The sequence below is a fragment of the Leclercia barmai genome, assembly GCF_049312895.1.
GTDB classification, from domain to species: Bacteria; Pseudomonadota; Gammaproteobacteria; order Enterobacterales; family Enterobacteriaceae; genus Enterobacter; species Enterobacter barmai.
Genome location: NZ_JBMNWZ010000001.1, coordinates 853,819 through 877,868 on the forward strand (window position 1 = coordinate 853,819; position 24,050 = coordinate 877,868).

The window sequence follows — 24,050 nt, forward strand, 5'->3', positions numbered from 1 at the left end:
CTGCAAAAAAGCCCGTGAAAACGGGCTTTTTTGTATCTAAAATTTGTACCTTTCTCACTCCGCCTCTTTTCAGTTATTCATTTTTCAGGTGAGGGCAACGCCCGCCCAGGTTCTGCGAAGGAAGAGACTCTATGAGCAGAAAGCGTTTTAAAGAGGAGCAAATCGCAGATTTTCTTCGACAGGCTAAAGAAGGCATGCCTGATAAGGCGTTGTGTGAACAATACGGTTTCAGTATCACTACGCTTCGACGCTGGAAAGAGCTGCACGACGGTGCTATCAGAAACAAACTAAAAAAAATGGAATCGATCGCAGCGGTGGTCTATTTAGCGATCATCGCCACTAGCGTGCTGCTTGCGATCGTTTTTGATAAGGTCGTTGGTGTCCTGTTCATATTCCTGATGCTGGGTTATTGCGTTTATTATATTGTTCAGTTTCGCAAGGTGTCCGGGTTATTTATCTCAGGTGATAATGTATTTCTCTCTCGCAGAGGATTAGGAGCGAGTAATGCATTTTATTTGTTTAGCTGGATCTTTGTTGTTTTGTTTACGCTCTTCATCATTAGCTCAGCTGCTGTCGGCGTTTTTCGGGGCTGAGGCATAAAGCGTACCCGTGTGACCACGGGTACTTGCCCTAAGAAGGATCAGGACTTAAACAGGTTCTTCAGGGTGTGGGGCTGACAGCGCAGATACTGTTCCGGCGCATGCACCTGCGCACCCAGTGCCGCCGCCGCATGCCACGGCCAGCGTGGGTTGTAGAGCGCCCCTCGGGCGATGGCGATGATATCCGCATCCCCGCTCGCCACGATAGATTCCGCATGCTCCGGCTCGGTGATTAACCCCACCGCCACCACCGGAATGTTGACCGCCGCTTTAACCGCTCTTGCCAGCGGCACCTGATAGCCAGGATAGACAGCAATTTTCTGGTCAGGATGCAGGCCGCCGCTGGAGACGTGAATCGCGTCGACGCCGTGCGCTTCCAACATCTCAGAGAACGCGACCGCTTCCTCGAGGTCAAATCCGCCGTCCACCCAGTCCGTCGCAGAGATACGCACGCTGATGGCTTTGTCCGCAGGGAAGACTTCGCGCACCGCATCGACAATCTCCAGCGGGAAGCGGGCTCTGTTTTCCAGCGAACCACCGTAATTATCCGTGCGCTGGTTAGAGAGCGGCGATAAGAACTGGTGCAGCAGATACCCGTGGGCAGCGTGGATCTGAATCAGATCAAAATTCAGTCTGGCGGCACGCTTGGCGGCCTCGACGAACTGATTGCGGATTTCGGCCAGGCCGTTGCTGTCGAGGGCCGTCGGCGGGATATAACCCTCGTTGTAGGGCACCGCCGAAGGGGCCAGGGTTTGCCAGCCACCCTGCCGATCGGGTGGGATCTGGCCCTGTTTTTCCCACGGTTTGTACGTTGAAGCTTTGCGGCCAGCATGAGCCAGCTGAATGCCTACAGGAATATTTGACCACTTACGAATCGTGTTAAGCACCTGGCCCATGGCTTCTTCGGTTTTATCATCATAGAGCCCGACGTCCGCGTACGTAATGCGGCCTTCAGGGGAGACCGCTGCCGCCTCGATGGTCAGCAGGCCCGCGCCGGACAGCGCCAGTTGCCCAAGATGGAGAGTGTGCCAGTCATTCATACAGCCCTCTTCGGCGGAATACTGACACATGGGGGCGATCACGATGCGATTATCAAGTTCAAGATTGCGGATACGTAACGGTGTAAACAGCTTGGGTTGAGACATACATGTCACTCCAGATTGCAGCGTTAGAAACAGGGTGTTTAATGCTGGAATACTCAGCAATATAACGCAGGGATACCGGTAGATGAATGTTCATTTTATGCTACAAACGTATCCGGGTTAGGGCTTATGGACTTATCCGAGGCCGACAAGAAGCGCGTCAGTGTAAAGTTATTTAAGCCTGGCGGCATAAACGATACAGCACCATCAGCATCACGCTGATGGTGCTGGCATGCTCTATTTTTTCTCGTCAGCATAGCGACGGGCGTTGTCATAAAGACCTGTACACATCAGATTCACCTTTTTAAATTATCCCCTGCCCACCATGGACAGGGGAAGATACAGCGCTTAATTTGTATTCTGCGCACGGTCATTATCAATATCACAAATTAATTCCGTAATCATCCCGCGTCACGATGAATATTTTAATGTAAACATTTACGCTGTGATTTTTATTTAAATTACACCTTAGGATTTTTCCTAATATTAATTTCACTGCTATTTTTACTGTCGGGGATAATTTCTTGGGTAGCCATTTTAAACGCTTAAATGTTATGTTTCTGTAGCTATATTTCACCATTGTGGTGCAACTCAATACAAAAATAACCATATTAATCAGGCGCATCAATGTTGACATGTATACATTGATGGGCGCGCAGTTTTACGTCGTCGTGCAATGGTTGTGTTTTATTGTTACGGGAAATATCATTTTTCTGTGCGTAAAAGAATTAAACGTATTTTATTCATTTATAAAGGGCGATTAATCAGGGGAATAATGCACTCCGGTTAACCAGACGAGGCATTTTAATTTAAAGGGAAACGCATAAGGGATGAATGTCACGACCGGAGGGCTTCGGTCAACGTCATCATGAATAACAATTAAAGTTGAGTGTAATAATGAAAAATCACTTTCGCGTCGCCGCAGCCCTGATGGGCATTCTGGCTTCTGGTGCGGCATTTTCTAACAATATAACCACCAACCCGGGCGCTGCCGCAGGTACGCAAAGCACCGGCGGCGTCGTCGAGTTCAGCGGTGAAATCGTCGACAACTCCTGCGATGTCACCACCTCCAGCAAAGATGTGAAGGTGGATCTGGGGAAATGGAGCGCAAGCTATTTCACCGCAGCCAATGTCGAAACAACAAAAACCCCCTTCAAAATTCAGATAGATAACTGCCCGACGTCGGTTAAGACGGTGGCGGTGCTGTTTGATGGTCAAAAAGATGCCGACGATGCCACGCTGCTGGCGGTAGCAGGCGGAGCGAAGGGCGTGGGCATTAAATTGTATAACGGCGGCGCATCCAGCTCGCAGGTCAACCTGGGGACCGTCTCTGCCAGCGTTCCGGTGGCCTCCGGTAAAGCCACGGTGCCGTTTTTCGCTGACTACACCTCCACGGTGGCAACCGTCACCTCGGGTGCGGCCAACGGCGTTGCAAACTTCCTGATGGTTTACAACTGATCTCCGCATGAGCAGGCCCCGCGCCTGTTCATCTCTTTGAATTCGATGGTAATTGCACGATGAAACAGCTTCTTGCCGCTGTGATGGCCTCTTTTTTTCTGTTCTGCGCCAGCGCGCAGGCCGGCATCGTTATGGGGGGGACCCGCGTTATTTATCAGGAAGGTAAACGCGAGGCCGCCATTACGGTGACCAATATGGATACCCACGTTCCGTACCTGGTGCAGTCGTGGGTGGAAAACCTGGCCGCGGACGATAAACGCCCGGTGCCTTTTGTGGTGACACCGCCGCTCTTTCGCCTCGATCCCGAGCAGGAGAACATCCTGCGTATCAGCTTTACCGGCGGGACGCTGCCCGGTGACCGGGAATCGGTTTTCTGGCTGTGCGTGAAAAATATCTCCCCGACGCAAAAAGGGGAGTCCAACAAGCTGCAGATCAACGTCAAATCCAAATTCAAGCTCTTCTGGCGACCGAAAGGGCTGGGCGACGCAAAAGAGGCCTGGCAGAAGCTGACCTTTACCCGCAGCGGCAACCGGCTGGTGGCCCATAACCCGACGCCGTTTTACGTCTCATTTTACAGTCTGGCGGTTGGCGGAAAAGAGATCTTCGAGCCGGGGATGATCGCCCCGATGAGCAGCCAGACGTGGACGGTTAGCGGCACCGGGCAGGTGACGTGGCGCGCCATTAATGATTCGGGCGGTATCACTGACGCCGCGCAGCAGTAAACCGGGGAGCGAGGGTGAAAAAGCAGACATCACGCCGTCACCGCGCGCAGACGGCCTCGTCCGGCGGCGCGTTACTGCTGGCGACGGTTCCCACGGCGCTGTTTATGCTGTGCCGGCCCGGGCTGGTACGGGCTGAGGATTACTTCGATCCGGCGGCGCTGGAGCTAAGCTCCCCGCAGCAAAAAACCGCCGACCTGCACTATTTTGCGTCAGCGGGCGGGCAGCAGCCCGGTACGTATCCGGTCAGCATCTGGGTCAACGGTCAGCAGGTGAGCGAGGGCAACATCACCTTTGTAGAAGAGAACGACAAACTGACGCCGGTACTGACGGCCCCGCAGCTGGCGGAATATGGCGTCAACGTCAGCGCGTTCTCGTCATTTGAACGGCTGCATGAAGGGGAGACCTTTACCCGCATCGGGGAATACATCCCGGATGCCAGCAGCGCGTTCGACTTCTCCACCCAGCGTCTCAATCTGAGCATTCCCCAGGCGGCGATGAACGTGCAGAGCCGTGGCTACGTCGATCCGGCGCGCTGGGATGAGGGGATTCCGGCCGCGTTTGTCGACTACACGCTTAGCGGATCGCAAACCGGGCAGTCCACTCATGACGGGCGCGCCACCTTCCTGAGCCTGCGCAGCGGCGTAAACCTTGGCCCGTGGCGGTTACGCAATACCTCGTCCATGCAGTATGACACCACCCGGCGCTGGAATTCGCTCAGCACCTGGCTGCAACGGGACGTCACGGCGCTGAAAAGCCAGCTGCGGATGGGGGATACTTACACCAGCGGCGACGTGTTCGACAGCGTGCAGTTTCGCGGCGTCCAGCTGATGTCGAATGAGGAGATGCTCCCGGACAGCCAGCGCGGTTTTGCCCCGGTGATCCGAGGCGTGGCCCACAGCAACGCCAAAGTCACCGTCTCCCAGCACGGCTACGTGATCTACGAAACCTATGTCTCGCCCGGGGCGTTTGCCATCAAGGATCTCTACCCGACGGCGCAGAGCGGCGACCTTGAGGTCAAAGTGAAGGAGAGTGACGGGTCGGAACGCACCTTCACCCAGCCGTTTTCCTCCGTGCCGTTTATGCTGCGCGAGGGCCGGGTTAAATACAGCCTCAGCGCCGGGCGCTTTCATTCCGGTGAGGATGAGAGCCGCTCGCCTGTTTTTATCCAGGGCACGCTGTTTTACGGTTTACCGGCCGCGTTCACGCTCTATGGCGGCACGCAGGTTGCCGACGATTATCACGCCCTGGCCCTCGGGTTGGGGCACGGCTTAGGCGAGCTCGGGTCTCTTGGCGCGGACGTGACGCTGGCAGGCACCGCCGCACCGTCCGGCAGGCGCTACAAGGGCCATTCCCTGCGAGTGCAGTATCAGAAAAGTTTTGCCCAGGCGGGTACCACCTTCAGCCTCGCCAGCTATCGCTACTCCTCCAGCGGGTTTTATGATTTCAGCGAGGCGATGATGCTGGAGCGTCGCGACGGGCTGATTGACAACAAACGCAGCCGGGAAGAAATAGCCATCAGCCAGACCCTCGGCGATGTGGGGAACCTGTCGTTTTCCGCCTGGTCCCAGGATTACTGGCACAGCCAGAGCAGCGACAAAACGCTCCATGCCGGGTTTTACAGCGCCTGGAAAGGCATCTCCTGGGGGCTCGGCTACTACTACACCCGATCCAGCAGCCACAACAATCCCGATCGCTCCTGGTCGTTCAACGTCAATATTCCGCTGGGCGGCGCGCTGGCCAGCAGTTCCGTCAGCTACACCACCTCGTCGGATAACCGCGGCTACACCTCGCACCAGGCGGCGATGTACGGCTCGGTGCCAGAGAACCCGAACCTTTATTACTCGGTGCAGCAGGGCTACGCCCGCCAGGGGCAGGGGAGTAACAGCGGCGCTTCCCTTGATTACCACGGCGGCTACGGTCAGGCGCAGCTCGGCTATCGACGCGACCGCGACAGCAGCCAGCTCACCTGGGGAGCCTCGGGCTCCATCGTCGCGCACCCGCACGGCGTCACGCTGGGGCAAAATCTCGGCGACAGCTTTGCCATCGTGCGGGCACCGGGGGCCGCTAACGTGGCTATCCAGAACGGCAGCAACGTCCACACCGACTGGCGGGGCTACGCGGTGGTGCCCACCCTGACGGCGTATCACAAGAACGTCATCACTCTTGATACCGAATCGATGACCAGCGATACCGACGTCGATCAGTTCGGCGCAACGGTGATCCCCGGCGGTGGAGCGGTGGTCGAGGCCAACTACCAGACCCATATCGGCCATCGCGTGCTGTTCACCCTGCATGACAAACAGGGCCCGGTGCCGTTTGGCGCCAGCGCGCAGCTGGCGGGTGATAATACCGCCGCCACCGGCATGGTCGCCGACGGTGGAACCGTCTATCTGAGCGGTATCCCGGATGACGGCATCCTTGAGGTGAACTGGGATGACGACGGGGTGGCCCACCGGTGCACGCTGCCGTTCCACATTACTGGCGACCAGCAGGACGCGGTGAAACGTATCTATGCCGCCTGTTTATCTCCCGGAGGAAATTAATCATGCGCTTAATGTATTTACTTCTGATAGTGGCCGGGCTGTTCAGCCCCGGCGTGTGGGCGGCAGCCTGCAACGGCGACACCGGGCAGATGACCATTAATTTTCAGAACATCAAATATCTGCCTTCGCTGCGTAATAACACCCAGATGACCAGCATCATGGCCGACAGCGGCAGCGGGTTTCGCTTCACCTGCGACCAGCAGGCCCAGCAGGCGAGTGCGTTAAGCGTCCACTATGCCCAGACGCGCACCGGGAATGAGACCTTTATCAACGGGCGGATGGTGTTTGAGTCGGCCATTCCCGGCATCGGTTACGCGCTGGGCTTCCAGTGTGACGGCGGGCCAGTTCACTACCTGGACGGCTCCGGCGTGCATGACGAGGAAGTCTGTAGCAGCAGCGAAAATCATGCCCTGCTGAATCAGGAGCATATCGTGGTGAAAGCGTTCATCACCTTCTATAAAACCGGCGACGTCAGCCTGACCAGCGGCAACCACACCAACGCGCAGCCCCTGGGAAACGTCGGCAAACTGTATGTCGAGTTCCCGGGTTCAGGCACCACCGGCACCCCCATCAGCGCCGATCTGACAGCGATGAACGTGGATATCGGCTCGGCGGGCAGTTGCAACGTGACCACCCCGAGCATTTTTGTCGATCTGGGCAAGGTGAACCGCGCCGACTTTAAAGGGGTGGGGCAAACGGCGGGGACGGCAAAAACGTTTACCATTCCGGTCTATTGTTCCCAGCCCGCGACGATCAAAATTGGCTTTTTCGGCACGCCTGCCGACACCGGTGTCACCGATACCCTGGCCATCACGCAAAGCCCAACAAGCGCCAGCGGCGTAGGGGTCAAGCTGAGCTACGGCAATAATGGTTCCGGTGCGCCGTCGGCAGGCAGCAGCCTGCACATCAACGAAGCCGGAAACCTGCCGGGGCTGGGACAGGTGACCGCGACGGACGCGGCCAACGCTCAGCCTTTCCACTTCGTTGCCCAACTGGTGCAGACGGAGCCGACCGTGACGGCGGGCTGGGCAAACACCACCGCCACCTTTGCGCTGGAGTATAACTAGCCCTGTGAGCACGGGCGTCGGTTCGCGCGCCCGTTTTACATCTCCCCGTCAGGTCTGCAAAATAGCGCTCTCACTTTTCGCTAAAGATCATAACGATGAAAAAATCCCTGCTCTGTACGCTCCTCGTTTGCCTGTCCGCTTCCGCCCTTGCCGCCATCCCGGAGGAGGCGCAGGTCGCACAGGCGGTCAACCCCACCATGACCGCGCTGATGAATGCCCAGGCGATCCCGGGGATGGCCGTCGCGGTCATCTATAAGGGCCAGGCCTATTACTTTACGCAAGGGGTGGCGGATGTCGCCGGGAAAAAGCCCGTTACCCGGCAAACCCTGTTTGAGCTGGGCTCGGTGAGCAAAACCTTCACCGGGGTGCTCGGCGGCGATGCGGTGGCGCGGGGGGAGATAGCGCTCAGCGATCCGGCCAGCAAGTACTGGGACGCGCTGTCAGGCAGGCAGTGGCAGGGCATCACTCTTCTGCATCTGGCGACCTACACCGCAGGCGGTCTTCCGCTTCAGGTGCCAGAAGAGGTGACCGATACCGCCGCGCTGAAAAAATACTACCAGACCTGGCAGCCGGAGTGGGCCCCGGGCACCCGACGCCTGTACGCCAACGCCAGTATTGGGCTGTTCGGTGCCCTGGCGGTCAAGCCCTCGAAGATGAGCTTTGAGCAGGCGCTGACGAGTCGGGTGCTTAAGCCTCTGAATCTTAACCACACCTGGGTGAACGTCCCGGCCAGCGAGCAGGGGGACTACGCCTGGGGCTATCGCGACGGCAAAGCGGTGCACGTCTCGCCGGGCATGCTCGATGCCGAGGCCTACGGCGTGAAAACGTCCATCGTGGATATGGCGGGCTGGCTCAGGGCCAACCTGCAGCCGGAAAACATCAAAGACGCTTCGCTGAAGAAAGGGGTGGAAATCGCCCAGTCACGCTACTGGCAGGTGGGGGAGATGTATCAGGGGCTGGGCTGGGAGATGCTCAACTGGCCGGTCTCCTCAGCAACGCTGGAGGAGGGCGCGGATAATAAAAACGCCCTGGCCGCGCGGGAGGCCACGGCAACCACCCCCGCACAGCCGCCGGTGCAGGCCTCGTGGGTTCACAAAACCGGCTCTACCGGCGGGTTTGGCAGCTACATTGCTTTTATTCCGCAGAAGCAGCTTGGCATTGTGATGCTGGCAAACAAAAGTTATCCCAACGCCGAGCGGGTGAAAGCGGCGTACCGGATCCTGGAGGCGTTGCAGTAGCACAGGTCTGTTTTCCCGGCCCTGTGCCGGGAAAATATCATCACGGATGATCCTGAACGCCTTCCACCGTAGTCCCTCTCACCACCAGCTTCACCGGCAACAAAATGGTCGTTTCGTCGCTCTCCTGCATCACCAGTTCAAAGGTCTTGCGTGCGAGCTGCTGCTTATCCACCGAGATGGTGGTCAGGGGCGGGGTGGTTAACAGGGAATAATCGATATTATCGAATCCGACGACGGCGATATCCTGCGGAACGCGGAAACCCTTTTGCTGACAGACCCGCAGCGACACCATGGCCGCTACGTCGTTGTAGGCAAAAATCGCATCCGGCGGCTCCGGCAGCGCCAGCAGTTCATGCATATTGGCAATCAGGGACTGCTCAATATCCAGCAGCGGCGGGGAGGCCAGCTCATAGTCAGGCGGGAGTAAAATCTGCGCCTCGTACAGCGCCTTGCGATAACCCTTTTCACGCTGGCGGATACTGTAATGCGCCGAGCTGCTGGCGAGAAACGCAATGCGCTTGCGCCCCTGCTCAATCAGGTGGCGTGTCGCCAGATAGCCCCCTTCATAGTTGTCCGGATTCACCGACGGCAGGCCCGGGAACCACAGGTCCACCAGGGTGATGGGGATATTCGCCTGCTGCAGCAGGGTCAACAGTTCGGGCTCAAAAAAACCGGCGCAGATCAGGGCGTCAGGATTATGCACCTGGAGCTGTTCCTGAATGGGATCGCCGGGCTGGATCGCCAGAAAACTCATCGCAATACCGTTCTGACGACAGTTGTTTTCGATCTCCAGAATCAGCGGAGAGTAGAACGGCAGGGCCTTACTGAGATCGTGCTGGCGGTGCAGTAAAAACAGAATGCGCTTAATTTTGTTGGTGCGTAACCGGGTAAAGTCATACCCCTTCGCTTTGGCGATGGACAGCACGCGCTGGCGCGTCTCATCACTCAGGCCTGGCTGGCCTTTCAGCGCCCGGGACACCGCGCCAATGGAAACCCCGCTTTCATCAGCAATATCTTTGATTCTTATGTTTTTTTTCACAACCCTTTCCTGATGAATGTCCGCGTTTTGCGCCGGTTAAGCCGTTAACCACCCAGCCACGCCGCGCCTCTTACGCCGCTGCTGTCGCCGTGTGTCGCCTGAAGAAACGTCGTCCAGCACTGTTTACCAAACACATACTCTGCGACTCTGCTCTGGAGTTCCGGGTAAAGCAGGTCAACGTTAGAGACGCCGCCGCCCAGCACAATCACATCCGGGTCGACAATGTTTACTATAATAGCCAGGGATCGCGCGACCTGGTCGAGATAACGTTGCCACATGTCGATTGCGAGCGGATCGCTATCTTTTACCCGGCTGACAATCTCGGCCACCGAAAGCTTTTCGCCATAGCGCGCCTGGTACTGCCGCTCAAGGCCGGTGCCAGAGATGAACGATTCTACACAATTTTGCTGACCACAGTAACAGCGAACGGCGGGGCCATCGCGCTCGGGTTGGTAGTGGGGGAGCGGGTTATGACCCCATTCGCCGGAACATGAATTTACGCCTGTTATCAATCGCCTGCCGATGGCGAATCCGCCACCGCAGCCGGTACCCAGAATGACCCCAAACACCCCATCGGACCCTTGCCCGCTGCCGTCAATGGCTTCAGAGAGTGTAAAGCAGTTAGCGTCATTGCTGACGGTAATCGGCTGCTGCATGTGAGCGGTAATCTGCGCGGCAAAGGGCCGATCGTTGAGGATCAGAATGTTCGAATTCTTTACCCGACCGCTGCGGGCATCGACGCTGCCAGGAATGCCAATCCCAATACTCATCGGCCCGCAGAACGCCGCCCGGGCCTGCGAAATTATCTCCACTACCGCGTCAAAAAAGTCCGCGTAGCTGCTTTTAATCGTTGGAAAACGTTGCCGCCAGACAATCTCTCCTCGTTCATCCATCACCGCCGCTTCAATCTTTGTGCCGCCAATATCCAGCCCTGTCCGGTACATTCTTCACCTCGGTTTTTACTAAAAATATTTCAGGCGGTTATAAACCATCTCCCGTCTCGCTGTCATTAGTTGACAATATTTTTACTAAAAATATAGATCGTCTTCACACTGCTTGAATTTCATCCTTTTGTGATCGCTTTATGAGCACTATCTTCGCTATGAAAGATTTTTTACTAAAAACCTACAAGCCTAATGCAGTAAAGGCACCAACCCGATAAAAAGCCTGAGCGTGAGGATTTATGTATGACTTCTACCCCGATAAGCAGTGATGACATCGCCGTAGCGGATGCCAGCGATGACATCTCTACCCGCGAGAAGATTGGTTATGGTCTGGGAGATGCGGGAGGACACTGCATCTCCGATTTAATCAGCGGTTTTCTGCTCTTTTTCTACACCGACGTGTTTGGCTTAAGCCCGGCCATCGTAGGTGTGATGTTTATTATTTTGCGCGTTGTGGATGCCGTATCCGATCCGGTGATGGGCATTCTGGCGGATAAAACCCGTAGCCGCTGGGGACGTTTTCGCCCGTGGCAACTCTGGACCGCGGCACCCCTGGCCATCATCGGTATTCTGACCTTTACCGTGCCGGACCTGAGTCCGGAGATGAAAATCGCCTGGGCCTTCGGCACCTATTTCCTGCTCTCCATCGGCTACACCGCCAATAACGTGCCGTACTGCGCGATGATCAACGCCATGACCGATCGCCACGACCAGGTGATCGCCTGTCAGTCCTGGCGCTTTGTGCTCAGCGGCATTGCTGGCTTCCTCGTCTCCGTCGGCCTGCCGTTAATGGTGACGTGGTTTGGCGGCGGCGATTTAGCCAAAGGCTATCAGTACGGGGTGACGGTGCTGTGCGGCATTGGCATGGTGATGTTCCTGCTCTGCTTTCTGTGGGTGAAAGAGCGCGTGCCGCTGTCGGTGGCGGGGCAGTTCACCATTCGCCAGCATCTGGCGGGTCTGCGTAAAAACGATCAGCTGATTCTGATGCTGCTGATGTCTTTCCTGCTGGTGAACATTCTCTGTATTCGCGGCGGCGGGTACATGTACTTCATCTCCTACGTATTGCAGGGCTCCTCTTTTTATATGTCGCTGTTCTTCGGCATGGTGACTCTGGCCGCCATTCTGGGGGCGGTGATCGTCAATAAGCTCTCCCGACGTTTTGATATGGTGAGGCTCTACTCCGGCACCAACCTGATCCTCGCCGCCTTTGGTTTTGGCATGTATTTCCTGCCGTCCGGCCCGGAATACCAGACCCTGTGGCTGGCGATCATCTTTATCAACAACATGGTGCTGGGATTCACCCTGCCGCTGCACTTTTCCATTATGGCCTTTGCCGATGACTACGGTGAATGGAAAAACGGGGTGCGCTCATCCGGCATGAACTTCGCCTTCAACCTCTTTTGCATCAAATTATCCTGGGCCTCATCGGGCGGCATTATCAGCCTAGTGCTGTTCCTGGTGGCCTATCGCCCGGGATTAGAACACCAGACCGCCGCCTCCATTCAGGGCATTTCGCTGCTGCAAAGCGTGATCCCTGCGCTTTTCCATCTGGCGCTGGCGCTATGCCTGCGCGGATGTCGCCTTAACAATCCCATGATGACGCGAATTTCTGCTGAACTGCGTCAACGCCATGCCCAATTAGCCTGAGGAACTTACGATGTATCAGTCTGACGTAATGGAAACCGACCTGCGTAAATTAACCGTTAACGATCCCTTTCTCGGCGAATACCAGCGCCTGGTCAGAAACGTGGTTATTCCCTATCAGTGGGACGCGCTGAATAACCGGATCCCCGACGCCGAGCCCAGCCATGCCATTGACAATTTCCGTATCGCTGCCGGTCAGCAGGACGGGGAGTTTTACGGCATGGTCTTTCAGGACAGCGACGTCACCAAATGGCTCGAAGCCGTGGCCTGGTCGCTGTGCCAGAAACCCGATGCGGAGCTCGAAAAAACCGCCGACGAGGTGATCGATTTACTGGCGGCGGCGCAGTGTGAAGATGGCTACCTCAATACCTGGTACATGCTCAAAGAGCCCGGCCAGCGCTGGACCAACCTGGCGGAGTGCCATGAACTCTACTGCGCGGGCCATCTCTTCGAAGCCGCCGTTGCCTTCTTTAAGGCCACCGGCAAACGCGCTCTGCTGGAGATTGCCTGCCGCTTCGCCGACCACATTCATAGAGTGTTCGGCCCCGGCGAGGGGCAGATCCACGGCTATCCGGGCCACCCTGAAATCGAGCTGGCGCTGATGCGCCTGTATGAAGTCACCGGCAACCGCAACTATCTGCAACTGGCAAACTATTTTGTCGAGGAGCGCGGGGCGCAGCCGCACTTCTACGATATTGAGTATCAAAAGCGGGGCGGGACATACCACTGGGATAACTGGGGCGAAGCCTGGATGATCAAGGACAAAGCCTACACCCACGCCCATAAGCCGCTGGTGGAGCAGGATGAAGCGGTCGGGCACGCGGTGCGCTCGGTCTACCTGATGACCGGCGTGGCCCATCTGGCCCGCATCAGCGGCGACGAGGCTAAGCGGCAGGCCTGTCTGCGGATCTGGAACAACATGGTCCAGCGCCGGATGTATATTACCGGAGGCATTGGCTCCCAGGGCATCGGCGAGGCTTTTACCTCGGACTACGATCTGCCGAACGATACCGCCTATTCCGAGAGCTGCGCCTCGATTGGCCTGATGATGTTTGCCCGCCGCATGGTCGAGATGGAGGGCGACGGCCACTATGCCGACGTGATGGAGCGGGCGCTCTATAACACCGTGCTGGGCGGCATGTCGATGGACGGAAAGCACTTCTTCTACGTGAACCCGCTGGAGACCTACCCGAAAGCGATCCCGTTTAACCATATCTACGATCACATCAAGCCGGTCCGCCAGCGCTGGTTTGGCTGCGCCTGCTGCCCGCCAAACATTGCCCGCACCCTGGTGGCGCTGGGGCACTATATTTATACTCCGCGCGCGGACGCCCTGTTTATCAACCTGTATGTCGGCAACCGGATGCAGGTTGCCGTCGGGGAGAAAAACCTCGATCTCACCCTCAGCGGCAACTACCCGTGGCAGGACAACGTTGAGATAACCATCGACTCAGCGGAGCCGGTGGAGCATACCCTGGCCCTGCGTATTCCCGGCTGGTGCGAGGATGCGCAGGTGGAACTGAACGGAGAGCGGTACTGCGGGGAGATCGACAAAGGATATCTGCACATTCGCCGCACGTGGGCGGCGGGCGACAAAATCGCCCTGACGCTGCCGATGCCGGTGCGTCGGGTGTATGGCAATCCGCTGGTCCGCCATCTCGCCGGGAAAGTTGCCCTCCAGCGGGGTCCGATTGTGTACTGCCTGGAAGAGGCGGACAACGGCAGCGAGTTGCACAACCTGACGCTCGATAAAAACAGCACCTTTGTCGAAGTGCCGGGCAGCGGGGTGATGGCGAATAAGATCCTGATCCAGGCCCAAGGGTATCGCCAGGGACTCAGCGCCCCGCAGGACAAGCCGCTGTATCAGTTTGATCGGCCGATGACCTGTAAGGAACCTCAGACGCTGACCTTTATTCCGTGGTTTAGCTGGGCAAATCGCGGGGAAGGGGAGATGCGAATTTGGGTGGATGAGAGCCATACCTGTCTGTGACAGAACGGTGCGGCCTGATGCCCTCACCCCGGCCCTCCCCCACGGGGAGAGGGTGCACAAACTAAAAACGGCAACCGGAGGTTGCCGTTTTGCGTTGACCTTGTAGGCCCGCGCAAGCGCAGCGCCGCCGGGCAAAAAACCGGCTCAGCAGGTAAATGCCTGCTCCTTCGCCAGCAGGAACGGTCGCAGATATGCCACGGTATTCGACAGCGGGATCACCTCGTCCGCCAGCCTGATATTTAATACGTCACGAATGTACGCCTTACGGGTGACGATCCGCGCCCACAGCTCCGGATACGCCGCCTGGATCTTCTCCTGCAAATCCTCGTCCGCCAGGGCGATGCTCTCCTCGGCGCTCACCCCGGTATAGCCCGGCACGGAGGGGATAATATCGATCTGCAGGATCATCCCGCTCTTCAGCGTCTCGGCAGAGCCGGGGTAAATGGGCGAAGACATCCACTCCTCATCGGCGCTGAGGTGGCCCGGATTCAGATGCCAGCCATACAGCGCTTTATTAAGCACCTGCTCGATATGGGCGTACATCTCACCGCCCGGCATTCCGGTATGGATAGTTTCAAGCCAGCTGGCGACGGCGGCAAAGTAGGGTTTCGCTACCCGATCCAGATAATCGTTCTGACCCTCCGGCAACTCGCTCTCGTCGGCAATCACAAACCCGGTCCGGCTGGAAAGCCCGCCCTTAAACCCGGTGGTCATCGACAGCGGCTGACCGCGCTCCAGCTTTTTATAGGTGGGATAAAAGTTCGCCTTCTCAAAGCGCTGCCCGGCGGCGGCGATGGTGACCACGGTCTGATACTGCCCCTCTGCCGCCAGCAGCGCACCCAGCTCAGTCTCGCGGATGCCCGGCACCACCGCGTCCATGGCTTTCAGCATACAGGTTGAGGCCAGATTCGCGCCGTATTCATAGTGCGCAATTTCGTTCGCGTTGTTGGTGATACGGGCCCCGCTATTACCGCCGATAAACAGGTGTGTGGCGTTTTCAAGCGTTGCCGGGGTGCTGTTTTTCAGCGCCTCGACGATAAAATACGGCAGATCGAAAAGCTGCTTATTATCCGTCCCGGACGCGGTAAACATCTTCCAGCCCACCACCCCGATTCGGCCATACGCGCTCAGGCCCGCTTCGCCAAACAGCCTCTCCAGCGAGGCCTCATTTTCCATCGGCTGGTTGGGCAGCGAGAAAAACGGGCAGTGTTTGAGCTCAACCGGAATGCGGGAATGCTTCGCCATCTTCAGGTTCTCATTGCCCAGAATCACCGTCGCCGCACCTGTTTTATCCAGGATCAACAGCCCCTCCTCGAAGCGCGGCACAAACCCGGTCAGGTACTCAAAGTTGCTTCCGTGCTCCTTATCGGCATAGATCACCAGGGCGTCATAGCCCGCCTCGTTGATGCGGGTCAGTACCCTGTTTTTACGCTCAAGCAGGGTGGCATCGGTGAGCAACACCGGGGCTACGTCGGGGAAGGTGCGCGGAGCAGGAACGGTCTGCAGCTGGATCATTATTTACCTCGTTAAGGCATGGGAGTCAGGATCGTTTTTGCGTATGCACCCGCACGGTGGAGGCAGGCGCGTTCACCAGCTTCGTCGCCGGACGCACCGGGCGGCGCACCAGTTCGCCCTGGCAGTTGGGGCAGCGGTGGTTGAGATGGGTGTTGGCGCAGGCCGCGCAGAAGGTGCACTCAAAGGAGCAGATTCGGGCGTCCAGGTCATCAGGGTGCAGATCGCGGTCACACCATTCGCAGTTCGGGCGAAGCTCGAGCATGGTTTTCATCCTGTTCAGTGAGTTGCGTCTTCTTCACTATGACAGAGAGTAAAAAAAACCGCGACACCCCGATCTCAGCGGGCGTCGCAGGGACATTTCAAATGGACCACAATCACGCTGAGCTCTTTTTAACCAGCAGTTGCAGCTTCCTGAAATCGTCCGGAGTATCGATATCAAAAATGATTTCCGGGCGTTCAAGAGACACGCTGTGATGTTTACCCTGCATTAGCGCCTGGCGCATAGTGCGGATATCCGGCCGGGCAATGGCCTGGAGCAGGCTGTTTTTATCAACCAGAACAGGGTGACCCGGCGTGCCCAGATAGTGCGGCAGGAGCGCCCCCTCGGCACGTAACGCCCACAGCTCACGGTAAACATCCCCGTGCAGGCAGGGTAGATCGCCTGTGGTGATAAAGCAGTACTCCGTCTTTACCGCCCGGGCACCGGCAATAACGGAACCCAACATCCCTTTTTCATAATCGGGATTATGAACCAGCGTCACACTTTCCTGATGGCGATACCGGGCCTGCAACGCTTCTGCGCGATAACCGGTGACAAGGATGATTCGGGAGCAAAATTGCAGTGCGTTTTCAATGCTTGCATCGAGAATCGTCCCATCCCGTAAGGGCAGCATCATTTTCCACTTCCCCATCCGGGAGGAGAGTCCTGCGGCGGTAATAATACAGTCGACCGACATTATTTATCCCGTTGTGAAGATGAGTGGGGAAATAAAAAATATACCGCAAATTTCAGCGCGTCAGATAGCGCGGCGCCGGTTCGCCGGTCCGGGCGCTGGCAAACAGCGCCAGCCTCGCCTCTTCATAGCGCGTCCACAGCGCTTCATCGTGCATCGGCGGAATGGTAATCAGCTCACCTTGATCGAGCCCCGCCAGCGCCGCATCCACCATGTTGTCGGTGGTCATCACCGACCCGGCGGGCAGATCGTCGGCGGTGATGCCGGACAGCTCCCAGATCTCCGTGGCCGTTGCCGCCGGTAATACCGCCTGAATGCGCACCTTGCTGTCGGCAAACTCCTCCTGCAATCCACGGGTAAAGTTCAGCACCCAGGCTTTGGTGGCGCTGTAGAGCGCGCTGCCCGCCCGGGCGTGGATCGACAGTACCGAGGCGATGTTAATCAGCGTGCCGCGATTATTTTGCGCCAGTCGCGGCAGCAGAGCATACGTGAGGCGCATCAGGGCGGTGGTGTTGAGCATGTTGATCGCCTGATGTTGCGCCATGTCGCCCGCGAGGAAAGGGGCCATCTGGGCGGTACCGGCATTGTTGATCAGGGTGTCGATAGCGGTATTGCTGCGCAGGAGCTCTTCCACGGCGCGGATCCCGGTTTCATCGGTAAGATCCGCCGTCAGGGTGGCGACCTTCACCCCATAACGTTGCTCAAGCTGTTCCGCCAGCGCCAGCAGGCGCGCTTCCCGGCGGGCGACCAGCACCAGATCGTAGCCGCGCGCGGCGAGACGGTCGGCGTAGACCGCGCCGATCCCGGAAGATGCACCTGTGATTAAAGCGGTGGAACGTTGCGTAGTCATCGTAATACCTCTGGGTTGTAAGATGGTTGGTTTCAAAATGAAACTAAACAAAGGGTGGAGTATTTGGTTTTATAATGCAACCACTATGCAGGTTTTTTTTGATCTTTGCGGAGGAAAAGTGAAACAGTCATTCGTGCGGTTTTGCATTACAGTAAAGACAAAGAACTAAACGCCAGCCGGGTGCTGGCGATCCTCGTCAGGAAGCGTATGAAAAAGCTGTTGCTGGTGCTTTTTGTGTTAACTGCCTTTGCCGCTAACTCGATTCTCTGCCGCATCGCCCTTAAAAACGGCCATGCCGATCCGCAGACCTTCAGCATGCTGAGATTGCTGGGTGGAGCGGGGGTGCTGTTCGCCTGGCATCTGGCGCGCGGGAAGGTGAAAGAGATACGCTGGAAAATCATCGACGCCGTATTGCTGTGCGCCTATGTCTTGTTCTTCTCGCTGGCTTACGTTCAGCTCAATACGGCGACAGGCGCATTGCTGCTGTTTGGCGCAGTTCAGGTCTGCATGATTGGCTGGGGCATGATAAAAGGCGAGAAACTGAGCGGGTTTAAGGCCTGCGGCATTCTTATTGCCATTGGCGGGATCGTTACGCTTCTGTTGCCCGGCGCCACCGCGCCTCCTCTGTTTGCCGCCATTACCATGGTGGCCTCTGGCCTGGCGTGGGGAGCCTATTCCGTGCGCGGTAAAAATATCAAAGCGCCAGCAGGCACGACGGCGGGGAATTTCATTCTCGGCTTACCGGTCATTCTGGTCTGGAGCCTGATACGACAGGCACCCGTGCAGATTGACGCCAGCGGCATCCTTCTTGCGCTGCTGTCAGGCGGGCTGGCTTCCGGCGTAGCCTATGTGCTCTGGTATGCCCTGGTCGCCACCCTCTCTTCGGCCACCGCCAGCACATTGCAACTGAGCGTGCCCTGTATTGCCGCCGCAGGCGGGGGGTTATTTCTCGGGGAAGTGCCGGATATAAGAATGGTGATTTGCACGCTGGTGGTGCTGGCGGGGATAGCGATGGTTATCGCTGCCGATCGCAAACAGCGCGAAAAGGTTAAGCGAAATGATTTCAGATAAGGAAGAGAGTCCCCAACTTCCCGGCCCATACAAACAAAAATTAAACCTTTATATTGTTGTGTGTTTAATTGCATTAAATAAGCGCGTGGCTTATTTTTTGTACAGACAGAATAAAATCTGGCGTAATTCAAATAACAGTGCAGATTTTACTTAATCGTTTTAAAAAATAGAAAAATTTAACCTATTGATTTTAATGAGTTATAATGTGAATGTTCTTAGTGCGTCAATAATAGCCAGGTCGCATATATAAATAGCATGTTAACTAAATTATAATTCCGTAAAATCCGGTAGAAAGGGGAGGTCAGTATGCGGTTAATTGTCATGTTGTTGAGCCTGGTGGTCGCCACCCAGGTCTGGGCGGGTGAACTTCCCAAACCTGAAGGCAAAGTCCTTTTAACCCTCTCCGGTAATATTCAAAATACGAATGCAGACGGGAAAGCCGTTTTTGATATCGCCAGCCTTGAGAAACTGGGCCTGGTCAGTTTCCAGACCACTTCTCCCTGGTACAATGGGCGTACAACCTTTACGGGCGTTCCGCTACGAAAGCTCATGGAGTATGTTGGCGCCAAAGGTTCTATCGTCAAGGTCATTGCGCTTAATGACTATACTACCGTTATCCCTCTCAATGACTTCAATAAATACAATGTTATTCTTGCCTTAAAAGTCAACGGCGAATATATGCGTATCCGTGACAAAGGCCCGTTATTCATTGTGTATCCATATGACAGCATGCCCGAGCTGAATAGTCAGATTTTTTATTCAAGATCAGCATGGCAGGTCAGCAAAATGAATATTGAGTAGGAGTTCAGACGCGCATCATGAACAGGATACTGGCGGGCATCATTTTTTTCCTATTTATCTCTACTGGATACATCTCTTTCCTTGTACATGAAAGGCAGCAAGAGTTACAAAAACTGACTCACTACACGGATTCATGGTCTGCGGCCCAGCTGGTATCGGAGTATTATCGTTTCGAATCAACGCTGGGTCTTTATGCAAATCAAAGTGAAGCCCTGACCATCGATGATGTGCGCCTGCGTCTGGACATTATGCTCAGCCAGAGTGGTTTGATGAAAGAAGGGGATCTTGGGCGTTATATTGCCAGCAATAAGGCCCACCATGAACTCGCTTTAAATGTCGAAAACATCCTCAAATATCTTGATGCTCATCTTGAGAGGATGGACCGTTCAGAGATCCAGGTCTATCTGGACAAAATGCATACGCTTGATGCCCCCCTTAGCCACCTTTCCTCCAGTGCACTGGATAATGACGTTAACTCGATAAACAGAGCTAACCTGAAAATACAGACGCTTTACTATATTTATTCGGCTGCTTCATTACTGCTGATAATTTTGAGCGGCATCCTGGGCGTGATGATATTCTTTCAAAACAGGAATATTCTTAAAGCGCACCTTCAGGTTAAAAGCCTTGCTGAAGAATTACAGAAATCCAAAGAAAAACTGCAAATCCAGAATACGCAGCTGGAATATGACGTCTACCATGACTCCCTGACCGGGATGAATAACCGTCAGCTTTTCTGGGAAAACATTAAAAAAGTCATCCAGACCGCCGAGAAAAACGGTGAATCTGTGGCGGTGATGCTATTCGATTTGGATCGCTTCAAGGAGATCAATGACACCTATGGTCACGATGTCGGCGATATGTTACTTCGTCAGATATCCGACCGTCTGGTTTCCATGAGCCTGACCGCCGATACCCTTTATCGCCTGGGTGGCGATGAGTTTGCGTTTCTTTCAAGTGGCCTGACGGAGAGCAGTGCCGTTTCGCGAGCCCGACAAATTTGCGCGTCTATCAACCAGCCGTACACCATCTATAACACCATCATCAATATCGCCACCTGCGTGGGTATTGTTATCTCAGACACCGAACGGCGCTCCGATTATCTGTATAAATTCGCCGATCTGGCCCTGTATGAGGCCAAAAGTGAAGGCCCGGGTAAGATAAAAGTGTTCCGGCCATTTATGCTGCAAAAGCTGCAGGAAAGCCGGACCCTGGAACACGATCTGGCGATGGCGTTAGCGAATAAAGAGTTCGTGGTGTATTACCAGCCTATCGTCGATTCGTTCACGCGGGAAATCTACAGCTATGAAGCCCTTATTCGCTGGATACACCCGTTAAAAGGGCTCCTGTCGCCTGACACTTTTGTTCCTGCCGCTGAAAAAACTGGCATGATCAACGAGATGGGTAAATATGTGCTGGAGATTGCCTGCCGGGAAGCGGCGACCTGGGCGGTGCCGGCAAAAATTTCCGTGAATGTCTCGCCAATCCAGTTGAGCAGCAAAGCCTTTGCCGGGATCGTGCTCTCTATTCTGGAAGAGAGTGGGCTGTCGGCAGATCGCCTTGAGCTGGAAGTGACCGAGTCCTCTCTCTTTACCGAGAACGATACGCCGCTGAAGACGCTCAATAAGCTCAGAGCCCGGGGCGTGCAAATTTCTATTGATGATTTTGGGACCGGATACTCTTCGCTTTCCCGTCTGAGTAAGCTTGCCTTCGATAAAATAAAAATAGATAAATCCTTCGTACATTCGATATCCACCCAGGATGATGCCCTGAATATCATCAGGCTCATCACCGGCATGGCGAAGTCCCTCAATATGAAGGCGGTTGCAGAAGGGGTTGAAACCCAGGAGCAGCTGGAAAGGCTTCAGGCGCTGGGTTGCGATCTCGCCCAGGGCTATCTGTTCGGGAAACCTCAGCCGGGCATCGCCGGCAGGATCCGCAACGGTTAAACGATAAAATAGACAGGATGCTTGTAGCTAAAAACATAAATGCCCTTTCGGGCATTTATGTTCAGGCGGCGGCTATTAGTGGAAGAACAGCGCAATCAGAATAATGATTGGGATAGGAACGCCTAAAAAGAACAGTAATAGTGAGCGCATTTTAAACCTCCTGCTTAATTAAAAATTATAAGTCACGTTGACGGCCACCGTAGGTCGCACACAGGCTGGCGACGAAAGCACCGGCCAGCAGTGAGATGAATGTCCAGAGCATCAGGTAGCTTGTGGCTTTACGTGCAGCATCAGCGGCTTGCTGTGCTTTCTCCTTGGTTTCTTTTAGTTTGGCCTGAGCTTTGTCATAGGTGGCCTGTACACGCTGTTCAGCTTCTTGCTGACTGATGCCGGTCTTCTGCGCAATCAGCTGGGCGACATACTGACGATCTTCTGCAGGTAACGCCCCGGTGCTAATGCTGTTAGCAAAAATACCGGTCACTTCGCTTAGCTGGGCAGGGGTCAGATCCTGGCCGGGCGTGGCTGGCGCTGCCGGAGCCGGAGCCGCGGCAGGGTCTGTCGGTGCCGCAGGTGCTGGAGCCGCATTTCCTCTGAACATCGAATTCACGAAATAGTCCATTGGATTACCAGGTGCGCCAGACGAAGCGTTCGCCATACCCGCAGCGCCCGCCGCTGTAGCCGTCGCAGCACCACCGGCAACGGTACCCACAACCTTAGCGCCGCCGCCAATAATGGCACCTACGGTGCTGGTTAACAGCGCAGCCGAAACCAGCGCAGCCACCGCCCATGTCAAAAATCCGTGGGCCGTATCGCGGAAATAAACTTCATCCGTGTGTACATCGACCCATTTGGTGCGCAGTCGCCCGGCTAAATAACCCCCCATGCCCGACGCCACGATTTGGGTGAACGTCAGCCAGGCTATGGCTGCGATGCCCACCGTCCCGGCGTCGAGTCCGCGGCTCTCCCAGGGCGAGATGGACGTCAGGCCCAGACCTGCGCCCAGCATCAGCAAAATCAGCGACAGGGATGCGGCGGCGGCCGCGCCGGCAAAGATGGCACCCCAGGATACGGCGCTACTGCTCGCGGCAGGCACGGGCAGACGCGTATCGGGATACGTAGTGTTAACCGTAGCGTGTTCGTGAATGTGAGTCATAGCTGTTGCCCTTTAATTAATATGCGTTCGGAAACAGGAACCGATTGAAAAACAGGAAACATTATCAACTTCAACATTTAAGCCCTTTAAGAGCCAGAGGATGTCATTTTTAACAAATTAGACTTTCAAGCTTAAAGGAATAAAAAAACGAAAATTAACGATCTAATAATAGTTGATAATTTTCCGCCGGACGGCTTTTGAAATTTTAAAATCCATTACCGCTTCGAATAATGGATTTATAATAAGTCCGCCAGCCGTCAGGCAGGTCAAAAATAAAGACAACAGAATCAGGCTACGCCGGTACCACCGTCTGAGCACCAGACCTGACCGGAGGCATAAGAGCACTCTTCAGACGCCAGCAGAACATAAAGCGGCGCGATCTCCACGGGCTGACCCGGTCTGCCCAGCGGTGTATCTTCCCCGAACTGCTGCACCTTCTCCTGCGGCTGACCGCCGCTTGATTGCAACGGGGTCCAGTAAGGGCCCGGTGCCACGGCATTCACCCGAATACCTTTGGGTCCAAGCTGTTTCGCCAGTGATTTGGTAAAGGCCACGTTACAGGCTTTGGTCTGGGCATAATCCAGCAGGATCTCGCTCGGCTTAAACGCCTGAACCGAAGAGGTATTGATAATGACGGCACCTTCCGACAGGTGACGCACGGCCGCGCGGGTGATCCAGAACGGCGCATACACATTGGTTTTGAACGTCGCGTCGAAAGCGGCGGTGGTCAGATCTTCAATGGACTCGCAGAACTGCTGTCTGCCCGCGTTATTGACTAAAATATCGAGGCCGCCCAGTTCAGTGACGGCGCGCTCAACCAGCGTCTCACAGAACGATTCCACGCGAATATCGCCCGGGATCGCTACGGCCTTACGTCCTTCCGCCTGAATCAGGGCAATAACCGCTGCGGCGTCAGATTCTTCTTCGGGCAGATAGCCAATAGCCACATCGGCACCTTCACGGGCATAGGCGATTGCCACGGCGCGGCCAATACCGGAATCACCACCGGTAATAAGCGCTTTTTTACCTGCGAGTCGACCCGAGCCGGTATAACTGGTTTCGCCATGATCGGGGATTGGCTTCATCTCTGATGCCAGTCCTGGCATTTGTTGCGGTTGTTCCACAAATGGGGGTTGTGGGTAGTTTTTTGAAGTGGTGTTTCCTGATGTCATCCCGACCTCCTTAGTCAATGAATTTAAAGCGTAGCCACTGTGACGCAACGCACCTTTATGCAGGACGTAATTCGGATTATTCTTCTTCTGGATATATTTTTGCGTTTTTCTGAATATGTCATATGAGGAAGCAGGGTGTTATTTTCCTGGAAAGGAATGCATAAGCTGACGTATAAAAAAGCCACGCTCATCGAGCATCA

General features: G+C 55.6%; 20 protein-coding genes. 11 read left to right on the forward strand and 9 right to left on the reverse strand.

Annotated features, from left to right (window positions below):
- Positions 1-131: 131 nt before the first annotated feature.
- Positions 132-593 (forward strand): transposase, encoded by a 462-nt coding sequence (locus tag ACOYA6_RS03895; RefSeq protein WP_422654076.1) that lies wholly within the window; start codon positions 132-134, stop codon positions 591-593.
- Positions 594-640: 47 nt separating this feature from the next.
- Here the strand turns inward: ACOYA6_RS03895 and ACOYA6_RS03900 are convergent, their stop codons facing one another.
- Positions 641-1,744 (reverse strand): NADH:flavin oxidoreductase/NADH oxidase, encoded by a 1,104-nt coding sequence (locus ACOYA6_RS03900; RefSeq protein ID WP_138368573.1) that lies wholly within the window; start codon positions 1,742-1,744, stop codon positions 641-643.
- An 894-nt stretch (positions 1,745-2,638) separates the two neighbouring features.
- Between ACOYA6_RS03900 and ACOYA6_RS03905 the strand changes: the two genes are divergently transcribed.
- The 5 genes from ACOYA6_RS03905 to ampC all read left to right on the forward strand — a co-directional run bounded on the left by ACOYA6_RS03905 (position 2,639) and on the right by ampC (position 8,769).
- A complete protein-coding gene (locus ACOYA6_RS03905) occupies positions 2,639-3,199 on the forward strand; it encodes a fimbrial protein (RefSeq protein ID WP_422654077.1) in 561 nt (186 codons plus the stop codon).
- A gap of 59 nt (positions 3,200-3,258) precedes the next feature.
- Entirely contained in the window at positions 3,259-3,921 is a 663-nt protein-coding gene (locus tag ACOYA6_RS03910; protein WP_422654078.1) for a fimbrial biogenesis chaperone, read from the forward strand.
- Positions 3,922-3,935: 14 nt separating this feature from the next.
- Positions 3,936-6,464, forward strand: coding sequence for a fimbria/pilus outer membrane usher protein (locus tag ACOYA6_RS03915; RefSeq protein WP_422654079.1), 2,529 nt, complete (start codon positions 3,936-3,938; stop codon positions 6,462-6,464).
- Positions 6,465-6,466: 2 nt separating this feature from the next.
- Positions 6,467-7,531, forward strand: coding sequence for a fimbrial protein (locus tag ACOYA6_RS03920; RefSeq protein WP_422654080.1), 1,065 nt, complete (start codon positions 6,467-6,469; stop codon positions 7,529-7,531).
- Between the two features lie 95 nt (positions 7,532-7,626).
- Positions 7,627-8,769 (forward strand): CMY2/MIR/ACT/EC family class C beta-lactamase, encoded by a 1,143-nt coding sequence (ampC, locus tag ACOYA6_RS03925; RefSeq protein WP_422654081.1) that lies wholly within the window; start codon positions 7,627-7,629, stop codon positions 8,767-8,769.
- Between the two features lie 40 nt (positions 8,770-8,809).
- Here the strand turns inward: ampC and ACOYA6_RS03930 are convergent, their stop codons facing one another.
- Both ACOYA6_RS03930 and ACOYA6_RS03935 read right to left on the reverse strand, forming a co-directional pair.
- The gene (locus ACOYA6_RS03930; RefSeq protein ID WP_422654082.1) at positions 8,810-9,808 is read right to left on the reverse strand and encodes a LacI family DNA-binding transcriptional regulator; all 999 of its coding nucleotides are present in this window, start codon (positions 9,806-9,808) and stop codon (positions 8,810-8,812) included.
- 44 nt (positions 9,809-9,852) lie between these two features.
- On the reverse strand, positions 9,853-10,752 hold the full coding sequence (locus ACOYA6_RS03935) for an ROK family protein (protein WP_422654083.1): 900 nt from the start codon (positions 10,750-10,752) through the stop codon (positions 9,853-9,855).
- Between the two features lie 243 nt (positions 10,753-10,995).
- On the opposite strand from ACOYA6_RS03935, the gene ACOYA6_RS03940 reads away from it, so the two are divergent.
- Together ACOYA6_RS03940 and ACOYA6_RS03945 are read left to right on the forward strand one after the other, a co-directional pair.
- On the forward strand, positions 10,996-12,399 hold the full coding sequence (locus ACOYA6_RS03940) for an MFS transporter (protein WP_422654084.1): 1,404 nt from the start codon (positions 10,996-10,998) through the stop codon (positions 12,397-12,399).
- A gap of 10 nt (positions 12,400-12,409) precedes the next feature.
- A complete protein-coding gene (locus tag ACOYA6_RS03945) occupies positions 12,410-14,386 on the forward strand; it encodes a glycoside hydrolase family 127 protein (RefSeq protein WP_422654085.1) in 1,977 nt (658 codons plus the stop codon).
- A gap of 144 nt (positions 14,387-14,530) precedes the next feature.
- Here ACOYA6_RS03945 and ACOYA6_RS03950 read toward each other — a convergent pair whose 3' ends face one another.
- The 4 genes from ACOYA6_RS03950 to ACOYA6_RS03965 form a co-directional block, all read right to left on the reverse strand.
- Positions 14,531-15,901 carry a M24 family metallopeptidase gene (locus ACOYA6_RS03950; protein WP_422654086.1) on the reverse strand — a complete coding sequence of 457 codons (1,371 nt, stop codon included), beginning with the start codon at positions 15,899-15,901 and terminating at the stop codon, positions 14,531-14,533.
- Between the two features lie 25 nt (positions 15,902-15,926).
- The gene (locus tag ACOYA6_RS03955; RefSeq protein WP_039032278.1) at positions 15,927-16,163 is read right to left on the reverse strand and encodes a DUF1272 domain-containing protein; all 237 of its coding nucleotides are present in this window, start codon (positions 16,161-16,163) and stop codon (positions 15,927-15,929) included.
- Between the two features lie 112 nt (positions 16,164-16,275).
- The gene (locus tag ACOYA6_RS03960; protein WP_422654500.1) at positions 16,276-16,860 is read right to left on the reverse strand and encodes an NTP transferase domain-containing protein; all 585 of its coding nucleotides are present in this window, start codon (positions 16,858-16,860) and stop codon (positions 16,276-16,278) included.
- 49 nt (positions 16,861-16,909) lie between these two features.
- Complete coding sequence (locus ACOYA6_RS03965; RefSeq protein WP_422654087.1) at positions 16,910-17,704, reverse strand: SDR family NAD(P)-dependent oxidoreductase; 795 nt, start codon at positions 17,702-17,704, stop codon at positions 16,910-16,912.
- Between the two features lie 207 nt (positions 17,705-17,911).
- Here ACOYA6_RS03965 and ACOYA6_RS03970 point away from each other — a divergent pair, with 207 nt between their 5' ends.
- The 3 genes from ACOYA6_RS03970 (at position 17,912) to ACOYA6_RS03980 (ending at position 21,525) form a co-directional block, all read left to right on the forward strand.
- Positions 17,912-18,775 (forward strand): DMT family transporter, encoded by an 864-nt coding sequence (locus tag ACOYA6_RS03970; RefSeq protein ID WP_422654088.1) that lies wholly within the window; start codon positions 17,912-17,914, stop codon positions 18,773-18,775.
- Between the two features lie 306 nt (positions 18,776-19,081).
- On the forward strand, positions 19,082-19,576 hold the full coding sequence (locus tag ACOYA6_RS03975) for a putative pterin-binding protein (RefSeq protein WP_138368582.1): 495 nt from the start codon (positions 19,082-19,084) through the stop codon (positions 19,574-19,576).
- 17 nt (positions 19,577-19,593) lie between these two features.
- The gene (locus ACOYA6_RS03980; RefSeq protein WP_039032283.1) at positions 19,594-21,525 is read left to right on the forward strand and encodes a putative bifunctional diguanylate cyclase/phosphodiesterase; all 1,932 of its coding nucleotides are present in this window, start codon (positions 19,594-19,596) and stop codon (positions 21,523-21,525) included.
- A gap of 175 nt (positions 21,526-21,700) precedes the next feature.
- Here ACOYA6_RS03980 and ACOYA6_RS03985 read toward each other — a convergent pair whose 3' ends face one another.
- Together ACOYA6_RS03985 and ACOYA6_RS03990 are read right to left on the reverse strand one after the other, a co-directional pair.
- Positions 21,701-22,678 carry a hypothetical protein gene (locus tag ACOYA6_RS03985; protein ID WP_422654089.1) on the reverse strand — a complete coding sequence of 326 codons (978 nt, stop codon included), beginning with the start codon at positions 22,676-22,678 and terminating at the stop codon, positions 21,701-21,703.
- 287 nt (positions 22,679-22,965) lie between these two features.
- On the reverse strand, positions 22,966-23,850 hold the full coding sequence (locus tag ACOYA6_RS03990) for an SDR family oxidoreductase (protein ID WP_039032285.1): 885 nt from the start codon (positions 23,848-23,850) through the stop codon (positions 22,966-22,968).
- Between the last annotated feature and the right edge of the window lie 200 nt (positions 23,851-24,050).

Coding starts and splice junctions, on each gene's coding strand:
- ACOYA6_RS03895 (WP_422654076.1), top strand. CDS start 132: ATGAGCAGAAAGCGTTTTAAAGAGGAGCAAATCGCAGATTTTCTTCGA.
- ACOYA6_RS03900 (WP_138368573.1), bottom strand. CDS start 1,744: ATGTCTCAACCCAAGCTGTTTACACCGTTACGTATCCGCAATCTTGAA.
- ACOYA6_RS03905 (WP_422654077.1), top strand. CDS start 2,639: ATGAAAAATCACTTTCGCGTCGCCGCAGCCCTGATGGGCATTCTGGCT.
- ACOYA6_RS03910 (WP_422654078.1), top strand. CDS start 3,259: ATGAAACAGCTTCTTGCCGCTGTGATGGCCTCTTTTTTTCTGTTCTGC.
- ACOYA6_RS03920 (WP_422654080.1), top strand. CDS start 6,467: ATGCGCTTAATGTATTTACTTCTGATAGTGGCCGGGCTGTTCAGCCCC.
- ampC (WP_422654081.1), top strand. CDS start 7,627: ATGAAAAAATCCCTGCTCTGTACGCTCCTCGTTTGCCTGTCCGCTTCC.
- ACOYA6_RS03935 (WP_422654083.1), bottom strand. CDS start 10,752: ATGTACCGGACAGGGCTGGATATTGGCGGCACAAAGATTGAAGCGGCG.
- ACOYA6_RS03940 (WP_422654084.1), top strand. CDS start 10,996: ATGACTTCTACCCCGATAAGCAGTGATGACATCGCCGTAGCGGATGCC.
- ACOYA6_RS03945 (WP_422654085.1), top strand. CDS start 12,410: ATGTATCAGTCTGACGTAATGGAAACCGACCTGCGTAAATTAACCGTT.
- ACOYA6_RS03950 (WP_422654086.1), bottom strand. CDS start 15,901: ATGATCCAGCTGCAGACCGTTCCTGCTCCGCGCACCTTCCCCGACGTA.
- ACOYA6_RS03955 (WP_039032278.1), bottom strand. CDS start 16,163: ATGCTCGAGCTTCGCCCGAACTGCGAATGGTGTGACCGCGATCTGCAC.
- ACOYA6_RS03965 (WP_422654087.1), bottom strand. CDS start 17,704: ATGACTACGCAACGTTCCACCGCTTTAATCACAGGTGCATCTTCCGGG.
- ACOYA6_RS03970 (WP_422654088.1), top strand. CDS start 17,912: ATGAAAAAGCTGTTGCTGGTGCTTTTTGTGTTAACTGCCTTTGCCGCT.
- ACOYA6_RS03975 (WP_138368582.1), top strand. CDS start 19,082: ATGCGGTTAATTGTCATGTTGTTGAGCCTGGTGGTCGCCACCCAGGTC.
- ACOYA6_RS03980 (WP_039032283.1), top strand. CDS start 19,594: ATGAACAGGATACTGGCGGGCATCATTTTTTTCCTATTTATCTCTACT.
- ACOYA6_RS03985 (WP_422654089.1), bottom strand. CDS start 22,678: ATGACTCACATTCACGAACACGCTACGGTTAACACTACGTATCCCGAT.
- ACOYA6_RS03990 (WP_039032285.1), bottom strand. CDS start 23,850: ATGACATCAGGAAACACCACTTCAAAAAACTACCCACAACCCCCATTT.